This window comes from Curtobacterium sp. L3-7 (assembly GCF_048756585.1).
Lineage (GTDB): Bacteria > Actinomycetota > Actinomycetes > Actinomycetales > Microbacteriaceae > Curtobacterium.
The window spans coordinates 2,037,607-2,061,817 of sequence record NZ_CP151474.1; the positions used below are offsets into that span (position 1 = coordinate 2,037,607).

General features: G+C 70.0%; 24 protein-coding genes. 8 read left to right on the forward strand and 16 right to left on the reverse strand.

What is annotated here, in order from left to right:
- Positions 1-16: 16 nt before the first annotated feature.
- From AAEP80_RS09945 to AAEP80_RS09955, 3 genes are read right to left on the reverse strand one after another with little or no spacing between them, the layout of a single operon-like run.
- Entirely contained in the window at positions 17-502 is a 486-nt protein-coding gene (locus tag AAEP80_RS09945) for a hypothetical protein (RefSeq protein WP_420364289.1), read from the reverse strand.
- The gene (locus AAEP80_RS09950; RefSeq protein ID WP_420364290.1) at positions 499-2,199 is read right to left on the reverse strand and encodes an alpha/beta hydrolase; all 1,701 of its coding nucleotides are present in this window, start codon (positions 2,197-2,199) and stop codon (positions 499-501) included. The genes AAEP80_RS09945 and AAEP80_RS09950 overlap by 4 nt, the downstream gene beginning before the upstream one ends.
- Positions 2,196-2,477, reverse strand: a complete 282-nt coding sequence (locus AAEP80_RS09955) for a hypothetical protein (protein ID WP_420364291.1) — start codon at positions 2,475-2,477, stop codon at positions 2,196-2,198. The genes AAEP80_RS09950 and AAEP80_RS09955 overlap by 4 nt, the downstream gene beginning before the upstream one ends.
- A gap of 83 nt (positions 2,478-2,560) precedes the next feature.
- On the opposite strand from AAEP80_RS09955, the gene AAEP80_RS09960 reads away from it, so the two are divergent.
- Positions 2,561-6,016: a TM0106 family RecB-like putative nuclease gene (locus AAEP80_RS09960; protein WP_420364292.1), complete on the forward strand. Its 3,456-nt coding sequence runs from the start codon at positions 2,561-2,563 to the stop codon at positions 6,014-6,016.
- A 3-nt stretch (positions 6,017-6,019) separates the two neighbouring features.
- Here AAEP80_RS09960 and AAEP80_RS09965 read toward each other — a convergent pair whose 3' ends face one another.
- The 4 genes from AAEP80_RS09965 to AAEP80_RS09980 all read right to left on the reverse strand — a co-directional run bounded on the left by AAEP80_RS09965 (position 6,020) and on the right by AAEP80_RS09980 (position 9,270).
- Positions 6,020-6,718 (reverse strand): hypothetical protein, encoded by a 699-nt coding sequence (locus AAEP80_RS09965; protein WP_420364293.1) that lies wholly within the window; start codon positions 6,716-6,718, stop codon positions 6,020-6,022.
- 372 nt (positions 6,719-7,090) lie between these two features.
- Complete coding sequence (locus AAEP80_RS09970; protein ID WP_420364294.1) at positions 7,091-7,522, reverse strand: SseB family protein; 432 nt, start codon at positions 7,520-7,522, stop codon at positions 7,091-7,093.
- 241 nt (positions 7,523-7,763) lie between these two features.
- Positions 7,764-8,423 (reverse strand): GOLPH3/VPS74 family protein, encoded by a 660-nt coding sequence (locus AAEP80_RS09975; protein WP_420364295.1) that lies wholly within the window; start codon positions 8,421-8,423, stop codon positions 7,764-7,766.
- 67 nt (positions 8,424-8,490) lie between these two features.
- Positions 8,491-9,270 carry an HNH endonuclease family protein gene (locus tag AAEP80_RS09980; RefSeq protein ID WP_420364296.1) on the reverse strand — a complete coding sequence of 260 codons (780 nt, stop codon included), beginning with the start codon at positions 9,268-9,270 and terminating at the stop codon, positions 8,491-8,493.
- Between the two features lie 85 nt (positions 9,271-9,355).
- Here AAEP80_RS09980 and AAEP80_RS09985 point away from each other — a divergent pair, with 85 nt between their 5' ends.
- Both AAEP80_RS09985 and AAEP80_RS09990 read left to right on the forward strand, forming a co-directional pair.
- Positions 9,356-10,135: an aldo/keto reductase gene (locus AAEP80_RS09985; protein WP_420364297.1), complete on the forward strand. Its 780-nt coding sequence runs from the start codon at positions 9,356-9,358 to the stop codon at positions 10,133-10,135.
- Between the two features lie 10 nt (positions 10,136-10,145).
- A complete protein-coding gene (locus tag AAEP80_RS09990) occupies positions 10,146-10,694 on the forward strand; it encodes a cysteine hydrolase family protein (protein ID WP_420364298.1) in 549 nt (182 codons plus the stop codon).
- Between the two features lie 15 nt (positions 10,695-10,709).
- Here AAEP80_RS09990 and AAEP80_RS09995 read toward each other — a convergent pair whose 3' ends face one another.
- Complete coding sequence (locus AAEP80_RS09995) at positions 10,710-13,973, reverse strand: SNF2-related protein (RefSeq protein WP_420364299.1); 3,264 nt, start codon at positions 13,971-13,973, stop codon at positions 10,710-10,712.
- Between the two features lie 110 nt (positions 13,974-14,083).
- Between AAEP80_RS09995 and AAEP80_RS10000 the strand changes: the two genes are divergently transcribed.
- On the forward strand, positions 14,084-14,533 hold the full coding sequence (locus AAEP80_RS10000) for a BLUF domain-containing protein (RefSeq protein WP_420364300.1): 450 nt from the start codon (positions 14,084-14,086) through the stop codon (positions 14,531-14,533).
- A gap of 69 nt (positions 14,534-14,602) precedes the next feature.
- Here the strand turns inward: AAEP80_RS10000 and AAEP80_RS10005 are convergent, their stop codons facing one another.
- From AAEP80_RS10005 to AAEP80_RS10015, 3 genes are all read right to left on the reverse strand, one after another.
- Positions 14,603-15,313 carry a M23 family metallopeptidase gene (locus tag AAEP80_RS10005; RefSeq protein ID WP_413602263.1) on the reverse strand — a complete coding sequence of 237 codons (711 nt, stop codon included), beginning with the start codon at positions 15,311-15,313 and terminating at the stop codon, positions 14,603-14,605.
- A 120-nt stretch (positions 15,314-15,433) separates the two neighbouring features.
- Positions 15,434-16,843 (reverse strand): amino acid permease, encoded by a 1,410-nt coding sequence (locus AAEP80_RS10010; protein WP_420364301.1) that lies wholly within the window; start codon positions 16,841-16,843, stop codon positions 15,434-15,436.
- A 121-nt stretch (positions 16,844-16,964) separates the two neighbouring features.
- Positions 16,965-17,297 carry a hypothetical protein gene (locus AAEP80_RS10015; RefSeq protein ID WP_420364302.1) on the reverse strand — a complete coding sequence of 111 codons (333 nt, stop codon included), beginning with the start codon at positions 17,295-17,297 and terminating at the stop codon, positions 16,965-16,967.
- Positions 17,298-17,391: 94 nt separating this feature from the next.
- Between AAEP80_RS10015 and AAEP80_RS10020 the strand changes: the two genes are divergently transcribed.
- The 3 genes from AAEP80_RS10020 to AAEP80_RS10030 all read left to right on the forward strand — a co-directional run bounded on the left by AAEP80_RS10020 (position 17,392) and on the right by AAEP80_RS10030 (position 18,697).
- A complete protein-coding gene (locus tag AAEP80_RS10020; protein WP_420364303.1) occupies positions 17,392-17,778 on the forward strand; it encodes a hypothetical protein in 387 nt (128 codons plus the stop codon).
- Positions 17,779-17,846: 68 nt separating this feature from the next.
- Complete coding sequence (locus AAEP80_RS10025; protein ID WP_281264103.1) at positions 17,847-18,167, forward strand: hypothetical protein; 321 nt, start codon at positions 17,847-17,849, stop codon at positions 18,165-18,167.
- 92 nt (positions 18,168-18,259) lie between these two features.
- The gene (locus AAEP80_RS10030; protein WP_281264104.1) at positions 18,260-18,697 is read left to right on the forward strand and encodes a hypothetical protein; all 438 of its coding nucleotides are present in this window, start codon (positions 18,260-18,262) and stop codon (positions 18,695-18,697) included.
- Positions 18,698-18,738: 41 nt separating this feature from the next.
- Here AAEP80_RS10030 and AAEP80_RS10035 read toward each other — a convergent pair whose 3' ends face one another.
- Both AAEP80_RS10035 and AAEP80_RS10040 read right to left on the reverse strand, forming a co-directional pair.
- On the reverse strand, positions 18,739-19,359 hold the full coding sequence (locus tag AAEP80_RS10035; protein ID WP_281264105.1) for a hypothetical protein: 621 nt from the start codon (positions 19,357-19,359) through the stop codon (positions 18,739-18,741).
- Positions 19,360-19,443: 84 nt separating this feature from the next.
- A complete protein-coding gene (locus tag AAEP80_RS10040) occupies positions 19,444-20,916 on the reverse strand; it encodes an APC family permease (protein ID WP_420364304.1) in 1,473 nt (490 codons plus the stop codon).
- A 125-nt stretch (positions 20,917-21,041) separates the two neighbouring features.
- Between AAEP80_RS10040 and AAEP80_RS10045 the strand changes: the two genes are divergently transcribed.
- Entirely contained in the window at positions 21,042-21,470 is a 429-nt protein-coding gene (locus AAEP80_RS10045) for a DUF6892 domain-containing protein (protein WP_420364305.1), read from the forward strand.
- 7 nt (positions 21,471-21,477) lie between these two features.
- Here the strand turns inward: AAEP80_RS10045 and AAEP80_RS10050 are convergent, their stop codons facing one another.
- The 3 genes from AAEP80_RS10050 to AAEP80_RS10060 are packed head-to-tail and all read right to left on the reverse strand — an operon-like array spanning position 21,478 to position 24,178.
- The gene (locus AAEP80_RS10050) at positions 21,478-22,074 is read right to left on the reverse strand and encodes a uracil-DNA glycosylase (RefSeq protein WP_420364306.1); all 597 of its coding nucleotides are present in this window, start codon (positions 22,072-22,074) and stop codon (positions 21,478-21,480) included.
- Positions 22,071-23,273 carry a glycosyltransferase gene (locus tag AAEP80_RS10055; RefSeq protein ID WP_420364307.1) on the reverse strand — a complete coding sequence of 401 codons (1,203 nt, stop codon included), beginning with the start codon at positions 23,271-23,273 and terminating at the stop codon, positions 22,071-22,073. Before AAEP80_RS10055 ends, AAEP80_RS10050 begins: the two co-directional genes overlap by 4 nt.
- A complete protein-coding gene (locus tag AAEP80_RS10060; protein ID WP_420364308.1) occupies positions 23,270-24,178 on the reverse strand; it encodes a DUF429 domain-containing protein in 909 nt (302 codons plus the stop codon). Before AAEP80_RS10060 ends, AAEP80_RS10055 begins: the two co-directional genes overlap by 4 nt.
- Between the last annotated feature and the right edge of the window lie 33 nt (positions 24,179-24,211).

Here is a 24,211-nt window from a genome sequence, read left to right on the forward strand (position 1 = left end):
TGCTGCCGATTCGAACTCACGTGAAGTCGTCGACGTTGCCTTCACCGCAGAGTGACTGGACCTCGATCGTCATACGGCTCGTCGTGGCCGCGAACAGGATCGAGTCGACGTCTTTCCCTGTGGAGCCGACTCGGTGCAGGATCTTGCCGTCTCCTCGCTTGACGCTCTGCGTGTTGGTCGTCAGCCCCCCATCACGCCAGGCCTGATCCACCCGCTCCATGACCGCCTTCGGATCGTCGACTCCAGGAGCGGTCTGATCCCACGAGAACGTGACCCCGTCCTCGCCGGCGGGAGTGCTGCAGGGATCGGGAGCGGGGCCATTGCTTGCACTCGTCCACTCCCCGCCCGCGACCTTCATGGTGTCCCGAACCAAGGTCTGCATCCGTTCGGAAGCCTGTTTCGCGTTCAATGAACCTCCCGGAGTCGAAGTGCATGCCGTTGCGGTGACAGCGAGCGTCAGGATCAGCGCCGCAGAGCCGATGGAGCGCATCGTGAGCGTCATTTGGTCGGGAAGCTCCCTGTGGTGGCTCGAGCGAGATTGTCGAGGGATTCGGTCTTCCGGTCAAAGTAGCCGTACGAGTTCGGACGTGTGTCACTGTTGGCGAGCGGATCGTGCGTCGTGACACCGTGCATGTCCGGGTCCCGCGGCACGCCCGCGGTGGGGAGGTAGGTGCCACCGAAGGACGGGCTTGCGGGATCGTGACGGGTCATGCTGCCCATCTGGCCCATCCACGACCAGCCGTCGCCCTTCGTGCCGAACAGGCCGTCGTCGCCGATGGTGCGTGGTGCCTGCGCGACGTACACATGGTCGGCGTGGATGTCTGCAGCGGTGGGGATGTCGCGCTCGATCCCTGCGGAACCGGCCGACACCCAGTTGTCAACGCCGTAGTCGCGTTCGGCGAGCGTGATCGACGAGGTCGTAGTGCCGTACGAGTGCGCGACCACGTTGAGGTGTCCCTTGGTGTCGCCGCGAGTGGCGTTGAAGCCCGCGAGGTCGTCGCCGAGCCGCTCTGCGCCTGCTCGGGCCATGTCACCGTGCAGCACCGCGGGAGGCCCTCCGGGAGTCCGGTAGTTCAGCCAGGCGACGACGGCAGTGGATTCGTCTGACCACATGCCCTGACGGATCTTCAGGTTGTGTGCTGCGCGCTCGACGACTGTGGTGTTCGGGGTGTCCGAGTTCATTCCGGGCACGACGTAGGTCACGTTCTCCGCCGTGTCCAGGTTTCCAAGCGCCACCGCCGCGAGTGGTGGGTGGTCTGGCTTGAGCGTGACCAGGGCGACACTCGGGAACTTGCCGAGGGCGGTCTTGATGTTCTCGTACGCGACGGCGTCTTCCCCGGTCGCAGTCTTCACCTGTGACTCCAGGGTGCTTCGGTTCGCCTTGTCACGCGCCCAGTACGCGACACCGTTGAGGTTGCCGATCAACAACGGGATACCGCTGACCAGGGCCTGCTGCACGTCGCTGTGCTTCGCCGAGCTTCCCTTGCCGTCCGCACCGCCGAGCGAGTTCCACCAGGCAGCGATGACCTGCGGGTCCTTGATCTGTCCGAGCCGATCGGCCACGGCCTTGTCGAGTCCGATACGGGGGAGTGCATCTGCCGGTTGACCCGCGAGCCACGCGAGGAATGCGGTGTCGCTCATGCCGTTGACCGTCGCGGCCGACGGAGGCGGCGTGCCGAGGACGGCGTCACCGTGGAGCTTCGCGACGACGGCGGTGTCGGCGGACTGACGGCGGGCGACGAGGTCCGTCCACGACCGATCGAGTGCGAGCTTTGTGGTCTGGTACGCGACCCCGAGCGCCGATGCCGTGACGACCTTCGTCATCGAATCCTCGTCGTCAGCGGAGTTCAGCCGATCGAGCGTGCGAGCGTTGGAGGCGATGTCCTGATCGTTCCGGAGCTGGGCGGCGCGGACGGTCCGTGCGTCGGTCTGGATCTGGTCGAGCTTCGCTGCGTACTCGGACAGCGCGACTGCGACGTTCTCGATCCGGCTCGACACCCGACCAACCTGCGTCTCCAGCTCCTGAGCCTTGGAAGTGAACGCCGTCCGCGAGGCTGCTTCCCACACGCTGCTGGTCGCCGAGGACGCGGCCGTGCTGATCGAGTCCCCAGCCGTGTCGACGGAGATCGACCGCTGTTCGAGTACTTGGGCAAGCCGTCGGATCGAGTCAACGTCGCCGGCCATGGGGTCGACGCTCATCCGCGCGCCTTCTTCGCGAGTTCGTCATCGGCGCGCGTGAAGCTCGTGACGGTCGCTCGGACGCCAGATGCGAGCGCTGCGGCGGACGTCGCGACCGACTGCACCATCGCCGACTGGATCCGAACCGCTTCTTCGATCGCGGATGTGACGGTCGGACTGCCGGTGTCCGCGCCCCCGGCTCGTGCGCTCAGCGTCACCGCGGACAGATCGTCGCCGCTCTTGCTGACCTTGTCCGCGATGTGACCGACGGCCCCCTTGTCGAACACCAGTTTTGCCACGAAATCGCCTTCCCCCGAAGTGGTACGTCCGGCAGCATATCAGCCACGATCCCGGTGTCGGGCGCCGCTGTTACGGTGCAGCAATGCAGATCACGCCCGAGGGCCACGCGCTCCTCAGCCCGAGCGACCTCACCACGTGGGCGTCGTGCGAGTGGGCGTTCCTGCGCAGACTCGACGCCAAGCTCGGCCGCGGTGAGGCCCTTCCTGAGTTGCACGACGACATGCTCGACCGGACGGCGAAGCTCGGGGACAAGCACGAGCTCGACTACCTCGAGATCCTCAAGGCGACCCATGATGTGGTCGAGTTCGACCGCCCGGCGCCGCCCGAGTACCGCGCAGCAGCGGAAGCAGCGCTGCAGACCATGCGCACGGGCGCGGACGTCCTCTACCAGCCGACGTTCCACCGACCGCCGACCGCGGAGGAGGCGGGCTTCATCGGCTTCGCGGACTTCATCATCCGCAACGACCGCGGCGAGTACGAGGTCTACGACACCAAGCTCGCCCGTCACGCCAAGATCAGCGCCCTGCTGCAGCTCGCCGCCTACGCCGAGCAGATGCGCGCGCACGACATCCCGACGGGCGAGCAGGTCCACCTGGTCCTCGGCGACCGCACCACGACCACGCACGACCTGGCCGACATCACGCCGGTGTACCGCACGCAGCGCGCCGAGCTCACACGGGTGATCGCGGAGCGGATCGCAGCGGACGAGCCCCTGCGATGGGGTGATCCGCGCTACAGCAGTTGCGGTCGCTGCGCCGTCTGCCAGACCCAGGTGGAGGAGCACCGTGACCTGGTCCTCGTCGCCGGGATGCGCCTCGACCAGCGGACGAAGTTGATCCGGCAGGGGGTGCTGACGATCGACGACCTGGCGGTCCGCACCGCACCGGTGCCCGGCATGTCGAGCACGACGCAAGGTCGCCTGGTCCGTCAGGCGAGCCTCCAGGTCGAGTCGGAGCGGACGGCGACGAAGAAGCCGGCATGGGAACTGGCGGACGCAAGAGCCCTCGACGCGATCCCCGTACCGGACGCGGGCGACGTGTTCTTCGACTTCGAGGGGGACCCGCTCCACACCGAGGACGGCGTGCACTGGGGACTCGACTACCTCTTCGGCCTGGTCGACGACCGCGCGGCGTTCACGGCGTTCTGGGCGCACACGATCCGCGACGAACGACAGGCCCTGGTGGACTTCCTCGCGTTCGTCGAGGAGCGTCGACGCGAGCACCCCGGCATGCACGTCTACCACTACGCCGCCTACGAGCGGACGCACCTGCTGTCCCTCGCCGCGCGGCACGGCGTCGGCGAGGAAGCCGTCGACGACCTGCTCCGCGCGGGTGTGCTCGTCGACCTGTACCCGATCGTCCGCAAGGCGCTCGTCGTCGGCAGTCACAGTTACTCGATCAAGAAACTCGAGCCGCTGTACATGGGCGAGGACCTGCGCCTGAGCGACGTGACGAACGCCGCGGACAGCATCACGGCCTACGTCGACGCGATCGAGGAACTCCGCACCGGTGACGCCGCCGAGGGTCAGCGGATGCTCGACCAGGTCGCGGACTACAACGCGTACGACTGCCGCTCGACCCTGCGGCTGCGCGACTGGCTGCTGTCGCTCCGGCCGCCGTCCACGGAGGCGCCAGCCGAACTCGACCTGCCGCCGATCCCCGTCGAGCGCGAACCGAACCCCGTGTACGTCGCCCTGGCGTCCGAGCTCGAGCACGTCGAGGCGCTCGACCGCACCCCTGACCAGACCGCGTTGGCGCTCGCCGCTGCCGCGATCGACTACCACCGGCGGGAGGCCAAGACGTTCTGGCAGGACCACTTCGACCGGCTCCGCAACCCGGTCGACGAGTGGGCGGACACCCGCGACGTCCTCGTCGTCGAGCGTGCGTCCGTCGAACGCGACTGGGACACGCTGCCGCGTGCCCGATCGCAGTCCCGAGAACTCCGGTTGTCGGGGACGCTCGCGCCCGGCAGTCGGCTCCGGCCTGGAGGCTCGCCCCACCTCGTCTACGACGCCCCGCCTCCGCCATCGGTCGGCTCACCGGGCCCCGGGTCGAAGGGTGCGACGGACCGCGCCGTGGTCCTGGACGTCCACGATGACGGCGAGGCGACAGAGGTACTCGTGCTCGAACGGCTGCCCGTCGGTGGGGAGCCGCACCACGAGTTCCCGGTCGCGCTCGCGCCGTCCTCGCCGCCACGCGCGAAGCCCCAGCCCGAGGCGATCGCCGAGTGGGGTGCCGAGGTCCTCGACGCGCTGCCGGAGATACTGCCCGACCCGGCGTTCGACCTGCTCCGGCGGGTGCCCCCGCGCGGGGCGATCACGCAAGTGGTCGGTGACGACACCGTCGCCGCGGTGGTCGCGACGCTGCTCGGGCTGGACCGGTCGTACCTGGCGATCCAGGGCCCTCCCGGCACGGGCAAGACCTACGTCGGGTCGAACGTCGTCGCGCGACTCGTGCGTGAGCACGGCTGGCGCGTCGGCGTCGTGGGACAGTCGCACGCGACGAGCGAGAACTTCCTGACCTCGGTGGTCCGAGCGGGAGTGCCGGCCGACCGCGTCGTGAAGCAGCCGAAGGCCGGTGCCGACGCCGACGAGATCGAGGCGGCAGCGTGGACCCCCGTGAAGAACGGCGCCGCGGTCGCCGCGTTCCTGGAGTCCTGCGAGCAGAGCGGCAACGGGGGAGTCGTCGGCGGCACCGCGTGGACGTTCGCGAACGAGTCGACGATCGCGCGGCGCTCCCTCGACCTGCTCGTCGTCGACGAAGCCGGACAGTTCTCCCTCGCCCCGACGATCGCGTCCTCGATCGCCGCAACCCGGCTGCTCCTGCTCGGTGATCCGCAGCAGCTGCCCCAGGTCTCGCAGGGGTCGCACCCCGAGCCCGTCGACGAGTCGGCACTCGGGTGGCTGGCGGACGGCGAGCACGTGCTGCCGGCGGAGTTCGGGTACTTCCTCGCGCGGACCCGGCGGATGGAGCCGGCGCTGACGTCAGCGGTGTCGGGGCTGTCCTACAACGGACAGCTCACGTCGATGGCGACCGGGCGGCACCTGGAGGGCATCGACGCCGGTGTGCACCCGGTGCCGGTCGTGCACGCGGGCAACACCACGTCCTCCCTCGAGGAAGCGGCACGCGTCGTGTCCCTGGCGAAGGACGTCGTCGGTCGGTCCTGGACCGACGGCGACACCGTGCGGACGCTGACGGACGAGGACATCATCGTCGTCGCGCCCTACAACGCGCAGGGCGCAGTGATCCGCCACGAGCTCGACCGCGCGGGCTTGACCGGTACCCAGGTCGGGACGGTCGACATGTTCCAGGGGCGAGAGGCCGTCGTGTCGATCGTGTCGCTCGCTGCGTCGAGCGCGGCCGACATCCCACGGGGGCTCGACTTCCTGCTCATGCCGAACCGCCTGAACGTGGCGCTCTCCCGTGCGAAGTGGGCGGCGTACCTCGTGCACTCGCCCGCGCTGACCACGGCCCTGCCGCCCTCGATCCCCGGCCTGTCCCTGCTGTCCCGCTTCATCGAGCTGGTCCGCCCGGCCTGAGCGTCAGCCGACCTGCACCGTTCCGACGGTCGAACTGTAGGTCGCGACCGAGCCGAACTGCGCGCCGATGATCGTCACCGACCAGGCTGTGTGGTCGGAGGAGACCGAGTAGAGCACGCGAGTACCGTCCGGGACCGGGGCGAGCCCGATGCCATCGGTGGTCAGGATGCGTTGGGGCGCGCTCATCCCGACCAGGAGGTCGGCGGGGTAGGGCCCGGCACCGAACTGCTGTCGCATCGCAAACGAGAGCGACCCGGCGCTCTGGGCCAACGTGGACTGCTCGGCTTCTCGAGTGGTCGGTGTGACGCTGGTCTGCCCCGCGACGGGAGCGTCCGCAGCGGTGTCGGGTGCCGCCGGAACGGACGGTGCCGCGACGGCGGGCTGCGCGGAGTCCGGAGCCGAAGACGCCGTCGGAGCGGCTGCCCGTGCGCCCATGCTCCAACCCGGAGCGGGGAGTGACAGTGCCGGAAGGGCGACGCCGACGCTCGACAATCCGACACCGAGGACGGCGTAGAGCATCAGTGCCGTGCCGACGGACCCGAGGATCGTGCCTCCACGACCGAACGCCCGTGACGTCGCGGATCCCCAGCGGGCGACCTTGACAGCGCGGACGCCCATGACGATGGCAGTGACGCCGATCGTCGAGACGATGAACCCGGTCTGGACGCCGTTCAGCAGTGGTTCGAGGAGCGCCATGATCACGCTTCCCCCTCCGAGCAGCATGGAGAGCGTGGCGTACGCCCACGGACGTGTTCTCCGGGTCGGCACCGAGGTGACCCAGGGAGTGGGGTCGTAGAGCGCCGGACCGGTCCGCGCCCGCGGAGCCGGTGTCGACGGTTCCGACGGAGACCAATCTCGTGGTCCTGGTCCACCCAACGGCATCGTCGCCCCCGTTCATCCATTCGCGACGACATCGACTCTGGCGGAGCGGTCGCGATGTGAGGGATCCCCAGAACGGGGTGGATGCTCATCTGGCGAATCCGGCGATGACGGATCCGGTTCCCGAAACCCGCGGTTCGGGAACCGGATTCGTCATCGGGCCGACCAGAAACGTCCGTCGACCGGGACCTCGGGTCAGCCTTCGTCGGCCTCGTCGTCGTCGAGATCGACCGCGCCGCGGAGCTCGGCACGGATGGCCGCGAGGGCGTCCGCATGCAGGAAGTTCGCCGCTTCGCCGCTCGTCGGGTCGACGACGATGCCGAACTCCTCGGGCACGGCGGTCACGAGCTCGGCCATCCGGACCGGGCGTGCATCGGTGTCGGGGAGCCCTGCGGCGAGCTCAGCCGGGTCGGTGAACACCGGCACGAAGGGCAGGTCGCGGATCATCACGTGGGCGATGCTCCCGCCGTCCGGGGCGTCCGCTGACTTCCAGGGCACCCATGCGGCACTCCCGAGGAACCCGGCCGCCGACGATGCCATGCGCCGCCGGAGCTCGCTCGCTGCGGTGGACGCGGTGTTCTCGACGCCGCGGCCGAATGCCGAGCCGGTCCACTGGTCGTTGCTCATCGGACTCCTCCAAGTGGTGGACGGCCATCGTCCCACGGGCGAGGGCAACGGGCCTGGATGCGCACTCCGGACACCGGTATCGGAGCAGGGGCATGCAGTCCGATCCAGTGCCCGATCCAGTGCCGACGTCGTCCGAGGAGTTCCGTGCCACCATCGCAGTTGACCCGCCGATCGCTGTTGACGGGTGCGTTCGGAGTCGCCGGCTCGGCGTCGCTGGTCGCACCGCGGCTCCGGGCGGCGCTCAGCTCGATGAGGCGGTCGCGGCCGACGCAGCTGTGACGCCGGCCAGCATGATCGCGGTCTGCACGTCCTGCAGCACCCGCTTCACGGCGACCGACGCCCAGGTACCGGACGTGATGTCCTGGACACGCGCCTTGTCCACCTTGCCGAACTGTCCGCGCAGCGTGCGGGTGGCATCGAGCAGGCCGATGACCGCAGCTGCGAACGGGGTCGGTGCGGCATGCCCGTCGAGGACGCTCAGGACCGTGGTCCGGAGCTGCTGCTCGGGTCGCCCGTCCGCCTCGGGGAAGGACGTCGTCGTGAAGATGCGGAGCGTCGTGCGCTGCGTCGACGTCAGGAGCCCCTTGCTGACCAACTCGGCGTAGACGTCGTCGCGGAGCTGGCGCTTCCCGAGCCTGGTCACCCACCACTTCGCCCCTCGCGGTCCGCCCGACGCGGCGATGGTCCCGACCACGTCGTCGAGGACCGCACTGCCGGTGGGCGTGCCGTTGACCACCTGGACGTGCTTGCCGTCGAGCGAGACGACGCCGCGGACCGCGAGGTCAGCCAGGACCGCACCCGCGAGTCCGGCATCGAACCGCTGGGCGTCGAGCACCCGACGACCGTCGGGCTCGGTCAGGAGCAGGGCGAACGCCTGCGGGACGGTGAGTTGCTCAGCCATGCCAGCATGCTGCCACGACCGGCGGAGACGAGTCGTGCCTCCTTGCCGTCGCGCAGCCGTCTCGGGATCAGCACCGCTCGAGCACGCCGGACATGGCGTCGCGCTCCGCGGGGACGACCCACAGCCGGTACTCCGTCTTCACCGTGATCTGGTGCTCCACGTAGGTGCAGCGGAACGCGGTGTTCGCCGGCAACCAGGTGGCGGCGTCGCCGGAGCGCTTCTGCGCGTTCGAGTGCTGGTCGACGGCGAAGAGGTTCTCCGGATCGTTCGCCAGGGCCTCTCGCTCGGACTGGTCGAGCTGCTGCGCGCCCGTGATCCACGCGTTCTCGAGGGCGACGACGTGGTCGATCTGGACCTCGGTCGAGGTGGTGTCGCCCCGCACGAAGTCGATCGTCGCGCCGGTGTACGGCGAGACGAGTTCGCCACTCGTGACCGTGCACGGGCCGCGCTTGGTGATCTCGGTCAGGTCGCGTGCGAGGACGTCGTTCCGGGTGTCGCACCCGTTGCGGTCGACGTCGAGCCAGGCGGTGCCGAAGTCCGCCGTGCGGTCGTACCCGGTCGCCGCGGCCTTCCCCTTGACGGGCAGGGCCGCCAGCAGGGTGCGCGCACGCGCCGCGTCGGCCGGACTGGAGGCTCGGCTCGGCTCCGGCGCGCTCGCTGCGGTCGGCGTGTTCGTCGGTTCGCCGACCGGGCTCGCACCGACGGACGTGGTCGCCGTTGGTGCCGCGTCTGCCTCAGTCGGCTGGAGATCCGTGGTGTGGAGGGCGTACCCGATGACGGCGATGCCGAGGGCGATCAGCGCGGAGGTCAGGGTCAGGCGGGTCCTACGGCGTCGGCGTGACGGCATGGTGGGTGGTGCTCCAGGTGGTGCTCGGTGGTGTGTCCCACGATCCTGGTGGCAGCGTCCGACATCGCCGCGTAGACACGATGGCATGACCGATTTCGCAGAACCGTCCGTACCGGTGACCGGCGGAGCGATGCCGCTCCTCGGCTTCGGGACCTGGCAGATCGCCGACGCCGACGCCCCTGCTGCGGTGCACGCAGCACTCGAGGCCGGGTACCGACACATCGACACGGCCACCGGCTACAGCAACCAACGTGGTGTGGGGAAGGCCGTCGCGGCCTCCGGGCTCGCCCGCGACGACGTCTTCGTCACGACGAAGCTGCCGCCGGACAACGCCAACCGGGTCCGCGCCACGATCGAGGAGAGCCTCGACCAGCTCGGACTCGACCACCTCGACCTCTGGCTCGTGCACTGGCCGCCGAACGGCGAGGCGCGACCGGACGTCTGGGAGCAGGTCGTGCAGGCGCAGCAGGACGGCTTGACGAAGGCCGTCGGGGTGAGCAACTACTCGCTCGCCCAGATCGACGAGCTCACCGAGGCGACCGGTGTCACCCCGGCGGTGAACCAGATCAAGTGGAGCCCGGCCGAGTTCGACCGGACCGTGGCCGACGGGTTGCGCGACCGCGGCGTCGTGCTCGAGGGGTACAGCCCCTTCAAGGCGAGCAACCTGCAGGACCCGACGCTGGTCTCGATCGCCGAGGCGCACGAGGTCGACACGGCGCAGGTCATCGTGGCCTGGCACGTGGCACACGGCTTCGTCGTCATCCCGAAGTCGTCCCAGCCGGAGCGCATCGCCTCGAACGCAGCCGGCGCCCGCGTCGAGCTCACCGACGACGAGGTCGACCGCATCGACGGACTCGGGAGGTAGCGTCGGCGGAGTGAACACCGCACTCCTCGTCATGGACTACCAGAACGGCATCGTCGAGCGGCTCGGCACCGACGAAGGACTCGCCGCGGCGACGGCCGCGGTGTCGGCGGCGCGGGAGCGGCGGATCCCGGTGCTGTTCGTCCGCGTCGCGTTCCGACCCGGCGCGCCAGAGGCTGCGGCGACGAACAGGATGTTCGGGGGCATGGCGTCACGGATGGCGCAGCAGGCACCGGACGCGACCGAGATCCACCCGGCGTTCGGTGCCGGCGATGAGGACATCGTCGTCACGAAGTTGCGTGTGAGTGCGTTCGCGGGTTCGGACCTCGAGGTGCTCCTGCGTGGGCTCGACGTCCGGGACCTCGTGCTCTGCGGCATCGCCACGAGCGGCGTCGTGCTGTCGACGGTGCGGCAGGCCGCCGACCTGGACTTCGGGCTGACGGTGTTGTCGGACGCGTGCGTCGACCCCGACCCGGAGGTGCACCGGGTGCTGCTCGAGAAGGTCTTCCCGCGCCAGGCAGACGTGGTCACCACGGCCGAGTGGACCGCGTCGCTCGGCTGAGCGTGCCGCGCCGGATCAGGCGAGCAGGGAACGGATGTCCTCGGCGGTCACGTCGTCGGCGAACAGGGCGTCGTCGTCGATCATCGTGGCGAAGAGCTGGGCCTTGCGGGCCGCGAGTGCGAGGACCTTCTCCTCGATGGTGTCCTCGGCGATGAGGCGGTTGACGTTCACCGACCGGGTCTGCCCGATGCGGTGGGTCCGGTCGACGGCCTGTGATTCGGCAGCGGGGTTCCACCACGGGTCGAGCACGAACACGGTGTCCGCTTCGGTGAGGGTCAGCCCGAAGCCGCCGGCCTTGAGCGAGATGAGGAACGCCGGGGCGGTCCCGTTCCGGAAGCGGTCGATCACCTTCGTGCGGGCCCGTGTCGAGCCGTCGAGGTACTCGTACCCGATGCCGCGGTCGTCGAGGGCCGTGGCCACCATGCGGAGGAACGACGTGAACTGGCTGAACACGAGTGCGCGACGGCCCTCTGCCGCGAGCTGCTCCAGTTCGTCGAGCAGCAGCTCGAGCTTGGCGGAGGGGATGTCCTCTGACTCACCCGACACCAGCGCGGGGGAGAGCGCGAGCATCCGGAGCAGTGTCAGCGACCGGAACACGATCATCCGGTTGCGGTCGAGGTCGTCGATGAGGTCGAGCACCTTGAGGCGCTCACGGTTGAGCGTCCGCTCGTAGACGTCCCGGTGCGCCGGGTCGAGCGTGACCCGGACGACCTGCTCCTGCTTCGGTGGCAGGTCGGCGGCGACGCTCTCCTTCGTCCGCCGCAGCATGAGCGGGCGGATCCGACGGCGCAGACGTGCGGTGAGCTCCTGGCGCGCGGAGCCGCGGAGGTCGGGGGAGGCGAGGGGCTTCACGTAGTCGTCGCCGAACCGCGTCCACGACGACAGCAGCCCGGGTGCGACGATCGAGAACAGCGCCCAGAGGTCGGTCAGCCCGTTCTCGAGCGGGGTGCCGGTGATCGCGATCTTCACGGGGGCCTGGAGCTCGGCGGCCGCCCGGTGCGTCTGCGACTGCGGGTTCTTCACGAACTGCGCTTCGTCGAGGAGCAGCGCCGACCACGGCAGGTCGGTGTAGGCGCGGGCGTCGAGGCGGAGCAGCGCGTAGGAGGTCACGACGACGTCCGACGCTGCAGCGGTCCTGGCGACGAGCGCGGGGTCCTTCAACGAGGTCGTCTCGATCGTGGCGACCCGCAGCGACGGGACGAACCGTGCTGCCTCGGCCGCCCAGTTCCCGACGACCGAGGTCGGTGCGACGACGAGGAACGGCGGGTCGTCTGGCGCGGTACCCCGGCGCGAGGCGATCATGGCGAGCGCCTGCAGGGTCTTGCCGAGTCCCATGTCGTCGGCGAGCACCCCGCCGATGCCGTTCGACACCAGGAACGACAGCCAGGCGTACCCGGACAGCTGGTACGGCCGGAGGTCTGCGTGGACGGTGTCCGGGACGGGGACATCACCAGGAGGTGCTGCGTCGAGGAGCCGCGACGCCATCGCCGCCCACCGTTCGTCGTGGTCGGTCTCGTCGGCGAGCTGGTCGAACTCGGACCACAGCCCGGCCTGCAGGGGCGTGACCGTCATCGGCTGCGACGGCTCCCACTCGTTCTGGTCACGGGCTTCGTCGATGAGCTCCTTCAGCCGGTCGAACGCCGGGTCCGCGAGCGACAGGTACGAGTTGTCGACGAGCTTGAGCCGCCGCTGCCTGCTCGCGAGTGCGGTCAGGAGCGGGGTGAACGGGATCTCCTTGCCCTTGACGCTGACGATGATCCCGAGGTCGAACCAGTCGTGCTTGTCGGAGGGCATCGTCGTGACGCGGATGTTCGGCTTGCCGGTGAGGCGTTCGTAGTCGAGGCGCTCACCCTGCACGACGACCCGCACGCCGTGGTCGGGGAGCGCGGGGAGGAGCTCGTTCGCGAGGACCGCGACGTCTGCTCCCTCGACCGTGCCGTCGACGAACCATGCCAGCGACTCCGCCACGTCGTCGGCGGCGCGGACACCGGTCAGGTCCGGCAGCGGCCCGTGCATCGACACCGGGTCCTTCCGGCCGTCGACGTGCCAGCGCCACTGCAGGTGTGCGACGTCGTCGGTCCGCGGTGCGCGGGCCGGCTCGAAGGTCACGGTGAGCACGAGTTCCGGGGGAGTCCGCTCGGGGAGCTCGATCGAGCCGTCCGAGCTGACGAGCCCGAGCGCGCCCCGGAGTCGCGGCGACCAGTCCGCCAGGAACTCGGACACCTCGGCAGCGGGGACCTGGATCCTGGTGCCCTCGACGAGCATGCGCCGCTGGTCCGCTGGGACGGGCTCCGGCGCCGGGGCGAGCTCGACGCGGAACTCCGGCGACTCGTGGAACACGTAGAGCCCGTGGTCGCCGATGAGCCGGGCGGCGCCGTCCACCACGGGCCTGCCGTCGAGCACGGCGCTGGTGCCGATCACGAGCCCGGTGTCCGAGCGAGCGACGTCGAGCAGCACGCGGGCGTCGGTGCCGAGCGTGGCACCGCCCTCGCGCTTCCCGGTCACGAAGGCGACCCCGAGCGTCGGGGCCTGTCGCAGCAGTGCCCAGAGGAGCGGGCTCTGGAAGTCGTCGAGGTGGATCCAGTCGCTCTCACCTGGCAGCCCGGCGAGCGCGCCAGCACGGTGCAGGGCGGCGAACTGCAGGAACCACGCGTGCTGTTCGGCGCCGAGGCCGAGCCGGTTCATCGAGTACGGGAGCGTGCCCCAGGTGAGCTGCCCACGCACCCAGTTGCCGGCGTTGCTGCGGGTCACGGGGCGGACGCCGAGTCGGACCGACCGCGACGCCGTCGGCAGCGCCCGACCGGCCGATCGCGCGCGCGCAGCCATGCGGGCGGGCACCGCGTCGCGGAGCTCGAACTGCAGACCCAGCGGGGTCGACGTGGTGGACGTGACCGGTGGCGGGGTGTCGCCGGCGAGGCGGGCGACCTCGTGCCTCCAGTCCGGAGCCGGTTCTTCGGCTCGTGGGCCGGCATGCGCGGCCACGGCACGGGCGTTGATGGTGAGGAGCGCGGCGGCGACGTGCTTGCACTCGCCGCCGATCGGGCACGTGCAGCGCGACCGGACGGGGCGGACGAACTCGCCGCGTGCGGCGGTGGTGTCGACGTGCACCTCGTACGGTTCGTCGGCGGAGCCGGCCACGACCCCGGTGATCGTGCCGTCGTCGTGCCAGGTGGCCTCGTCGACGAGCCCGCGGCGGACGATGTCCCGCGCACGACCGAACGTCTGTGGCCCGACGAAGCGGATGACGTCGACGGCGTCGATCATCGGGGCGGCTGGCACGGGTCCATCGTGCCAGCAACCACCGACCCCCGCGGCCGGAGCCGAAGGCGCACGGCCACCCGGACAGGGGCTGTCCGCGGCGGCGCCGGCAGGGCATGCTCGAACGCACGATGTTGCATTCACTGGTCTACATGAGCTCTGCTCGCGAGCGCTTCGACGACGACGAGCTGGAAGCGGTCCTGTCGCACGCACGGGAGCGGAACACCGGCGACGGTCTCTCCGGCCTCCTGGTGTACCGCGCCGGTCGGTTCATGCAGCTCCTCGAGGGGCCGTACGACGCCGTGATGGCGACGTACGCGCGGATCCTCGAGGACGATCGGCACCACGACGTCTCCCTGCTCGTCGAGGAGTCGATCCACACGCGGCGCTTCCCGGAGTGGACCATGGCGTTCGACCGCGACGAGTCGTCGGAGCTGCCGGAGGGGTTCAGCTCGTTCCTCGGCGCGGGGGACTCCAGCGCGGACCAGAGTCGAGCGCGCGAGCTGCTCCGCTGGTTCCGGAACCACCCGCTGGCGGATCCGACCGCCGCGGCGGGCAAGCACCGACGCGAACAGGCCTGAACGTCGATCGGCGGTGGCCAGCACGCGTTCACCGTGCCGCCACCGCCGACCATCATCGACGGGGTGCGATCAGACCTTGGCGGCGATCGCGTCCACGAGCTTGTTGAACCAGACCGGCGTCTTGTTGTGTGCTTCTCGTGTGACGTCGAATTCGCGCGCGTTGATGACCTTCACGTCGTAGATCCCCGAGCGCATGAGGATTCCGAACTCTTCGCCGTTGAGCGAACCGAAGTAGCCAGCGCCCACGAGTGCGCCGCGGCTTCCGTCGTTGATGAGGTATGCCATTCCGAGGTCCTGTTCTTCGATCGGCGGCGTGACGACGCCACCGGGCACCGCGACGGGTGCATTGCTGAGGATGGAGCCGGGATCCGCCGATCCGGCCGTGGTGCGGTACTCGACGTGCAGATGTGGGCCGGTCGAGTCGCCGGTCGATCCGACGTCCCCGATGCGGGTGCCGGCGACGACCTTCTGTCCTGTTGATGCGCGGATCCGACTCATGTGTCCGTATCCGGTGGTGGAGCCGTCCGCATGTCGGATCCGCACGAAGTTGCCGTAGCCGCCGAGCACGCCGGCGACGATCACTTCGCCGTCCCGCATCGCGTAGATCGGTTCGTTGTTGGGCGAACCGATGTCGACGCCGTCGTGGAAGGTCCTCACCCCGGTGATCGGGTGGATCCGGTACCCGTACGGCGACGTGACGGAGTACTTGCGGGTGTGCGGGTAGTACCAGGTCGTCGCAGCGAGTGCCGGAGCGGCGGCGAAGGCCCCTTCGGCTGCCATCGCCGCGACCGCTGCTGCTGCGAGTTGGATGATCCTTCGTCGTGTGACGTCAGGTGGTGAGCCTGAGGGCTCGTTCAGTTTCCCCATGCGATGAGCATGGCAGAACCATGGGTCTACTCGCTAGACCCGATCCGCCAGCTTGCTGTGCTTCCGCGAGTACCCGAAGTACACCCCGAGCCCGATCGCGAACCACACCGCGAACCGCACCCAGGTCTCCCACTGCAGGAACGTGACGAGCCACAGCGACGCGATGACGCCGATGATCGGGACGATCGGCATCAGCGGCAGCTTGAACTGCCGCGGCAGGTCCGGCTGGGTGTAGCGGAGCACGACGACGGCGGTGCAGACCACCACGAAGGCGAGCAGGATGCCGATGTTCGTCAGCTCGGCGACGACGCCGATCGGCAGTACCCCGGCGAGGACCGCCGACGCGATGCCGAGGATCCAGGTGACGCGGGTGGGGACGTGGCGCTTCGGGTCGGTCTTCGAGAACCACTTCGGCATCAGGCCGTCGCGGCTCATCGAGAACCACACGCGAGAGGCGCCGAGCATGAACGTCACGAGCACCGTGACGATGCCGACGATGGCACCGATCGCGATGATGTTCGCCACGCCGCCGAGCCCGACGGACGCGAACGCCGACGAGAACCCGGACGCAGGGTCGATGTCCGTGTACTTCTGCATGCCGGTGAGCACCAGGGTCGCGAGCACGTAGAGCACCATGGAGATCGCCAAGGACAGCAGGATCGCCTTCGGCATGTGCTTGCGGGCGTCCTTCGACTCCTCGGCGGCGGTGGACATCGCGTCGTAGCCGAACACCGCGAAGAACACCGTCGCGGCACCGGTCATCACGCCGCCGAAGCCGAACGGGAAGTACGGCGAGTAGTTGGCGCTGTTGATGTGGAACACGCCGAGCACGACGATGAGCACCACGAGCAGGACCTTGATGCCGACGGCGACGAACTCGAACCGGGCGGCGCTCCGGATGCCGCGGGTCAGCACGAACGCGGTGAGCAGACAGAGGATGATCGCGAAGACGTCGATCACGTGGCCGTCCCCGGTGCCCGGCGCGCCGAGCATCCAGGCGGGCAGGTCGATGCCGAACTGACCGACCAGGAACCCGACGTAGCCGGAGATGCCGATCGCGACCACCGCCACGATCGCGGTGTACTCGAGCAGCAGGTCCCAGCCGATGAACCACCCGACGATCTCGCCGAGGACCGCGTACCCGTACGTGTAGGCGCTGCCGGCCTTCGGGATCATGCCCGCGAATTCCGCGTACGACAGGGCAGCGGCGGCGCTCGCGACCCCGGCGACGAGGAACGAGATGAGCACCGCAGGACCCGCGATGCCGTGCGCGACGGTGCCGGCGAGCGTGAAGATGCCCGCGCCGATGATGCCGCCGATGCCGATCGCGGTGAGCTGCCAGAGACCGAGGTGGCGTTTCAGGCCGTCCTCGCCCCCGGTCTCGTCGTCGATCTGGTCGATCGGCTTGCGGCGGAAGAGCGAGGGCTGCGGCGTCGTTGTCACCCGGCCACTCTGCACCCTGCGGCGCTCCTGCGCTCGGCCCGGCGGTCCGGCCAGACGCCGTCGGGGTGCTGAGGTGGCGGACGGGAGGCTCGTGGCGGGCCCGCCACGAGCCTCCAGTCCGTCAGCCCGGCAGGTAGGGGGCCCACGGTGGTGGCGGCACCGCTCCGTGGGTCGTGATGGCGAGCGCCTGCCAGACGAGGGAGACGAGGCCGGCGCCACCGATCACGATCCCGACCCAGGCCCAGACGCGTGGTCCGATCCGCCTGCCGGAGATGGCGATGGCGCGCCAGCCGCTGAGCACGGCGACGATGCCGAAGACGGCGCACAGGAGGATGTGACGGACCATCGACTCGGCGGGGACGACGGCACCGAGGTACGCGGTGACGAAGCCGAGGACCACGGCGACGAACGCGGGTGCGGCTGGTGGCTCCTGATCGCGGGTCCGTGCAGCCATGTCCTGACCGTACCCGGGCTCTCAGACGTCCGGGAGACGCCGGTTCAGGGGGTACCACCGGGCGTCTGTCCATCGAGACGGGCATGCTGGGTGCATGCGTTCCTTCGTCCGTGTCCTGCTCGGTCTCGCGCTGGTGTTCGCCGGCACGTCCCACCTCACCTTCGCCCGCCAGGAGTTCCGCGCGCAGGTGCCCGAGTTCGTGCCGATCGACGAGGACACCACCGTCCTGGCATCCGGCGTCGCGGAGATCGGTCTCGGTTCCGCACTGGTGCTGGCGTCCCGCCGTCGTCGGCTCGTCGGGACGGTCGTCGCGCTCTTCTTCGTCGCGGTCTTCCCCGGGAACATCGCGCAGTGGCTGAACCGGCGGGACGGCTTCGGCCTCGACTCCGACGAGAAGCGCATCGCCCGTCTCTTCGGCCAGCCGCTGCTGGTCGCCGCTGCGCTGTGGTCCACGCGTGGCGGGTCCCGCCAGCGGTCGTGATCGCCGTGCCCGTGCAATCCGGACTGGAGGCTCGGCATCAGTTGACGGGTGGCCGTCGCGTCGCGGACATGGTCGCCACCATCGCCGTGCTCACCATCGCGACGGCGGCTGCGGTGGTCGCGGGGTGGGGGATCGTGTTCCTCTCGCTCGCGTTCCACTCGTGCACCGCACCGGGGAACCGGTGTGACGAGACGCTCGGCGGGGTCGTCGTCTACGCGGGGCCGGTGGCGGTCGCGTTGGTCCTGGTGCTCGCGATCCTCTTCTCGGTGCTGCGGATGGTGCGCCGACGCCTGGCGTGGCCGATCGCGGTGATCGGCTTGGCGGCGGTCGTCGCGGCGTTCTTCGCAGCGCTGCTGCTGGTGGACAGCGCCATCTCCCACGGGATCTGAACCGGCTCCTCCACAGGAGCCTTTCTGACCGGTCCGTCCACCGGTTCGACCCGGGCGCCCTGCTCGGGGCCTCGGTCCGCGACCGTTGAGCCATGCCAGACACCGACGTGCTCGACCGACTCGAGCGAACCGCAGTCCGTACCGATGACGACGTCGTCGACCTCGTCGTCGCGCTCCTCGAACGCCCGCACCGCCGACAGTGCTGGGTGCTGTTCCTCGGCGCCGACGCCGTGCCGATCCGTTTCGTCATCCCCATCGGGGACCTGCCGTACCAACCGGACGACCACGTCGAGGACTTCGGCGCCCTCGTGGCGGACATCGTCGAACAGGTCGGCGCGGCCGATGTGATCCTGGCCTGGGAACGGCCGGGTGCCCTGCACATGTACCCGGTCGACTGGGAGTGGGTCGACGCGATGGCGTGCACGCTCGACGAACACCGGGTGCGGGTCCGCGGGCAGGTCGTGGTGCACGACGGCGGCGCGGCGTTCGTGGAGCTCGACGAGGACGAGGTGACCGAGGCCGCCGCGTGACGGTGGCGGTGGCGCAAACGGACCCGGCGCTGCGCGCTGGGTCAGCCCTGCGGCGCTGTGTCGGGGACGGTCTCGCCCGTCAGACCCTCGACGACCTGCTTCGCCGTCGGCCAGAACTTCGCGTAGTGGTCCGGGTCGGCGTTCACCTGCACCGCGTGCGCCATCTGCGTCGGCGTCATCGTCTTCCAGCCGGGGACCTTCACGAGCTTCGCGTAGAACATCGACGCCGCGGTGTACGGGTCCATCCGCTGCTCGTAGGTGCCCCACGCGCCGTTGTCCCGCTGCTGGAACAGTCCGCGGCTGTCGGGCCCGACGGCGTCGCCGTGGTCCAGGTTCTGCAGCCCGGACTCGCCGATCGCGGTCATCACGCCGACGGCCTGCGTGTGCGGCCCGATGCCGAGTGCCCGTGCGGCCTCGATCACGGCCGCTGCGTTGACGAGCCGGTCCTGGCAGTAGCCGGCGACCGGTCCCTCGGGCACCGCGATGCCGCCGACGGTCTTCGTGGCGGCGGCCGGACAGGTCACGGCTCGCGGCGTGGACGACGAACCACCGATGCCCGACAGGGAGTTCACCGCGATGACCACGAGCACGACGACACCGATCCCGACGGCGACGATCCCCGCACCGAACACGGACGCCAGGGTGATGCCGACGCGGTGCATGCGGGGGTCCTCTCGTCCGGGTGCCTGAACGAGGGTACGAGGGCGACCTGGGAAGCGCCGCCCTCGTACCCGCCCCAGTTCGGGTCAGTTCCGGTGGTCTCCCTCGTGCGAGCCGCCCTGCGCTCCGTCGCGGACCACGCTCGTCGGTTCCGTGACGAGGCCGGTCGGCGCCTTGTCGGCCTGCTTCCTGCCGTGCGTGAACCACGTCACGATCCACAGCAGGATCCCGAGTCCGAGAAGGGCCCCGGCGATCTGGTACTGCTCGATGTCACGTCCGGACGAGAACGGCAGGACGAGCCACAGGCACGTGACGACACCGATGACCGGGATGACGACGCCCGCTCGGAAGTGCTTGTGCCCGACCTTGTCGCGGCGCAGCACCAGCACGGACAGGTTCACGACGGCGAACACCGAGAGCAGCAACAGGGACGTGGTGCCGCCGAGCACGACGACGATGGGGGAGTCCGGGCTGAGCGAGACCCAGCCGATCAACGCCAGCGAGATGAGCGTCGTGAAGACGATCGCGGTGGACGGGGTGCGACGGGTGGGGGAGACCTTCGACAGGAACCCCGGCAGGACGCCCTGCTTGCTCATGCCGTACAGCAACCGGGACGCCATCATCATGTTGATCAGGGCGGTGTTGGCGACGGCGAACATCGAGATGAACGGCAGCAGGTCCGCGATCGGGAAGTCCGGGGCGGCGGTCTGGACGACGGTGACGAGCGGCGTCTCGTTGCCGGCGAGCTGCCCGATCGGCACGACGGCGACGGCGCAGATCGACACGAGCACGTAGATCACCGCCGTGATCCCGAGGCCGGTCAGCATCACCTTCGGGAAGATCCGGGACGGGTCCTTCGTCTCCTCGGCCATGTTCACGGAGTCCTCGAAGCCGACCATGGCGAAGAAGGCCAACGACGTCGCGGTCGACACCGACAGCAGCAGGCCCTTGTCTTCGGGAGTGTCGAACATGACCACGCGCGAGAAGTCCGCGTTGCCCCCGGCGATGGCCCAGAACCCGATCATGATCACCATGACGAGACCGCTGAGCTCGACGAGCGTCAGCACGACGTTGGTCTTCACACTCTCGCTGACGCCCCGGAAGTTGACCGCCATCACCAGGAGCATGAAGCCCATGCCGATGAGCATCACGACCACGTTCGGCAGTTCGAGCCCGAAGCCGGCGCCGAGGTTCGCAGCGAACGCGCGGGATGCCGTCGACGCCGAGGTGATCCCCGAGCACATCACGATGAACGTGACGATGAACGTGACGAAGTGGATGCCGAACGCCTTGTGGACGTACAGCGCGGCTCCCGCGGTCTGCGGGTACTTCGTCACGAGTTCCAGGTACGAGAACGCGGTGAGCAGGGCGACGGCGAACGCGATGAGGAAGGGGAGCCACGCTGCTCCGCCGACCTCGGCCGCGACCTGACCGGTGAGGGCGTAGACGCCCGTGCCGAGGATGTCCCCGACGATGAACAGCAGCAGGAGTTTGGGGCCGATGACCCGACGGAGCTCAGGCTGCTCCTGCTTCGGGGCCTCGGTGTTCGTGGTGGTCATGCACCACCCTCTTCCGGGGGACAGTATCCTGTCCGGCTTCACAGGGTTCTCCCCGCCGATCGCAACACGAACGTGTCCTGCTCGAAACCGGGCAGTCGCCGGACCGCACGGATACGCTGCGCACCATGGACGACGAGTCGAACACCACCGAGGAACCCGTCGAGTTCGCCGACTTCAACGCGAAGCTGCTCGTGCTCGACGTGCTCTGCTACGACCTCGACGTCATCGAGTCGTACGACGGGGAGTCCGCTGACGAGACCGAGGAGGACCTCGACGTCGAGGGGCAGGACGACCGGGCCCGTGAGTACTACGACGACATCGACCTGCTCCCCTCGCACCTGTCCCTCGTCACCGAGGTCACGTTCGATCCGGACCTCGAGATCCTGCAGGACGTGCACCCGGGGTGGGACGGGTCCGACGACCGCTACGACCCGCAGAACTGGGACGACCTGCTCGAGCTCCCGGCGCTCACGACCGTGTACGCGACGACGAGGCTGCCTGCTCACGTGGCGGATGCCCTCGCCACGAAGGGCGTCGAGGTCCAGTCCGCCTGACGCTCCGTCAGCGGTTCAGCGCCGCGAGCTGCTCCGTGAACTGCGTCGCGCCGCCCTGCGCCGGGTGCCGGACCGCGATCGCCTCGATGCCGGCGAGCGCGAGCGCCCCCTGGGCCTTCCGCCCGACGGCGATCACCCGCGATGCCCCGAGCGCCTCGATGAGCGCGAGCGCGACCGGCGCCCCGTCGCGGACCTCGGCCGGACGCGGCGTCCGGTTCGTCAGCCGGTCGGGTGCGACGAACGGGTGGTGCGGGAAGATCGCCCACGCGACGGGGAGCGGTCCGCTCCAGTCCTGGAGTGCCGCGTGCACGACCCGCGACGACGCCTCCCACGGCGCGGTCGGCTCCGGCGGCATCCGGTAGGTCGGGCCGAGTTCGCGGACGCTCGTGAACGGCACCCCGGTGTTCGTCATGCCGCGCCACCCCGGGGCCTCCGCGACGAGCAACGTGTCCGCGCCGTTGCCGACATCGGACAGGTACCGCGACAGGTTCGCCCGGCGCAGTCGCCCCTCGGCGGTACGGACGTCGTAGAGCGCCTCGGCGTCGTCCGCCACCGGCACCGCGTCGAGCGCTGCCCAGAAGCCGTCGAGGTCCGGTGCGGTCACGAGCGACCGAGCACCCGACGGTAGACCTGCTCGAGCCCCGCGGCCGAGCGTTCCCAGCTCAGGTGCTCCGCGTGTTCGCGACCCGCTGCCGACAGCTCGGCGGCGTACGACGGCTCGGTCAGGATGCGCTCGATCTCCGCGGCCCAGACCTCCGGGGCCCGGGACTCCAGCACGACGCCGGTCTCCCCGTCGACCACCGCCTCGCGGAGCCCACCGGCAGCGGCGGCCACGACGGGCACACCGGACGCGGATCCCTCGAGCGCGACGAGGCCGTACGTCTCCGAGTGCGACGGGACCAGCACGGCTGCCGCGCCGCGGAACAGGAACGCCAGGTCGGCCCGTGACTGCGGTCCGATGAAGGTGACGCGGTCGGCGATGCCGTGCGCGGCCGCCAGCCGACGCAGTTCGGCGAGGTAGTCGCCCGCTTCGCTCGAGGAGTCCCCGGCGATGACGAGGGTGGGGCGGGCCTCCTGACTGATGCCGGCGATCGCCTCGATCGCCAGGTCCAGGCCCTTGAGCGGCTGGACGCGTGCTGCGGCGACCACGTACGGGACGTCGGCGCGGCGGGCGCCGGCGGCAGCCGGTCGGAACACCGAGCCGTCGACGCCCGGGGGCACGATCCACAGGCGGCCGGGGTCGCCGCCGAGTCGGGTGCGGACGGTCTCCGCCTCGGACTCGCTGACGACGACGACCGCATCGGACTCGCGCGCGAGCATCGCTTCGCCGGCCATGCGACCAGCGGACTCCGGCCGTTCGCCCTCCGACAGCGGGGACGCGGAGTCGGCGGCGATCGAGTGAAAGGACTGCACGTGCGGGATGCCGCGGTCTCGGGCGACGGGCAGCGCGGCCGCGCCGGAGAACCAGTGGTGCGAGTGCAGCACGTCGAACGGGCCGAGCGCTGCGAGTCCGTGCCGGAACGGTTCGATGAACGCGTCGTGCTCGCCCTTCGGCACGGGTTCGGCCGGCCCGGCGGACAGGAACCGCAGGCAGACGCCGGGCACGAGCGACACGGAGTCCGGCTGCGCGGGTGCCGAGCGGCGGGTGATGATCTCGACGTGGTGGCCGCGGTCGGCGAGGGCCTCTGCCTGGTGCCGGACGACGACGTTCATGCCGCCGACCTCGCCGGAACCCGGTTCGTCACCGGGGGAGGTGTGCAGCGAGACGAGCCCGATGCGCAGCGGTTCGGTCGTCGTGCTCACGACTCCAACCCTAGCCGCGGGCGCCGTTGCGACTCACGGGTCGGGGCCACGACCACCGGCTTCCGGCCTGCCTCGTCGACCGGGTCGGACGGGAGGCTGGGCCCACGCCGCCGGTTCCCGGGCGACGCGCCAGCGGCGTCCGGGCCGTGCCGGTGGGGAGGATCACCTCCCAGCACCTGCACCCGTTGGTCGCCGTGCCGGTCCCAGAACGCGGCCGTCCAGGCGCACAGCACGCCGTCGAGCAGGTCTTCCCGGTGCTTGTGCGTCGGGCCGTGCAGCACGGACGGATCGGCGAGCGCAGCCGTCAGCGGGTGCGAGTCGAGGGCGAGTGGTGGGTCGAGCGGCGTCTCGCGAAGTCGTCGCACGAGGTCGTCGAACGCCTCGGCCCGCCTGGCCCTGGCCGTCGCGGGCGGGATCCTGGTGTCGAGGCGCTTGTACCGGGGGCGTTCCTCGTCGTAGCCGAGCTCTGCTACCCCCACGAGCGTCGTGTAGGGGTAGCACTCGAACAGCACGGGCGTGGTCCGCGCGTGCATCCCCGCGGTGTCCGAGACGTACCCGACGCCGAGCGCGGTGAGCCGATCGAGCAGCCGCGCGCCGGCGCTCGCCGCTGATGCGAGGTTCGTCGGGTTCGCGGCGACCTTCCACCGGCCGTAGCGCTGTCCGACCTGTCGCTCGGCCTCGCGGATGCCCGTCGGGTTCGTCACGACGAGCGACGCGTCCACGCCGATGAGGGTCCGAGGGCCGAGGTGTTCGACGACCCACGCGGTCACGGCGTCCACGCCACGGGCCCACCCGGCGTCGAGGACGGTCCCGTGCTCGTCGAGCGCCGCGAGCCCCGTCTCGTTCGCCGCTCGCCGCTCGGTCCCGAGTCCCCACGCCAGGTCCACTCCGAGGTACGCGCTCACACGCCCATCCTCTCGCGCGGCCGGTGTAGGTTC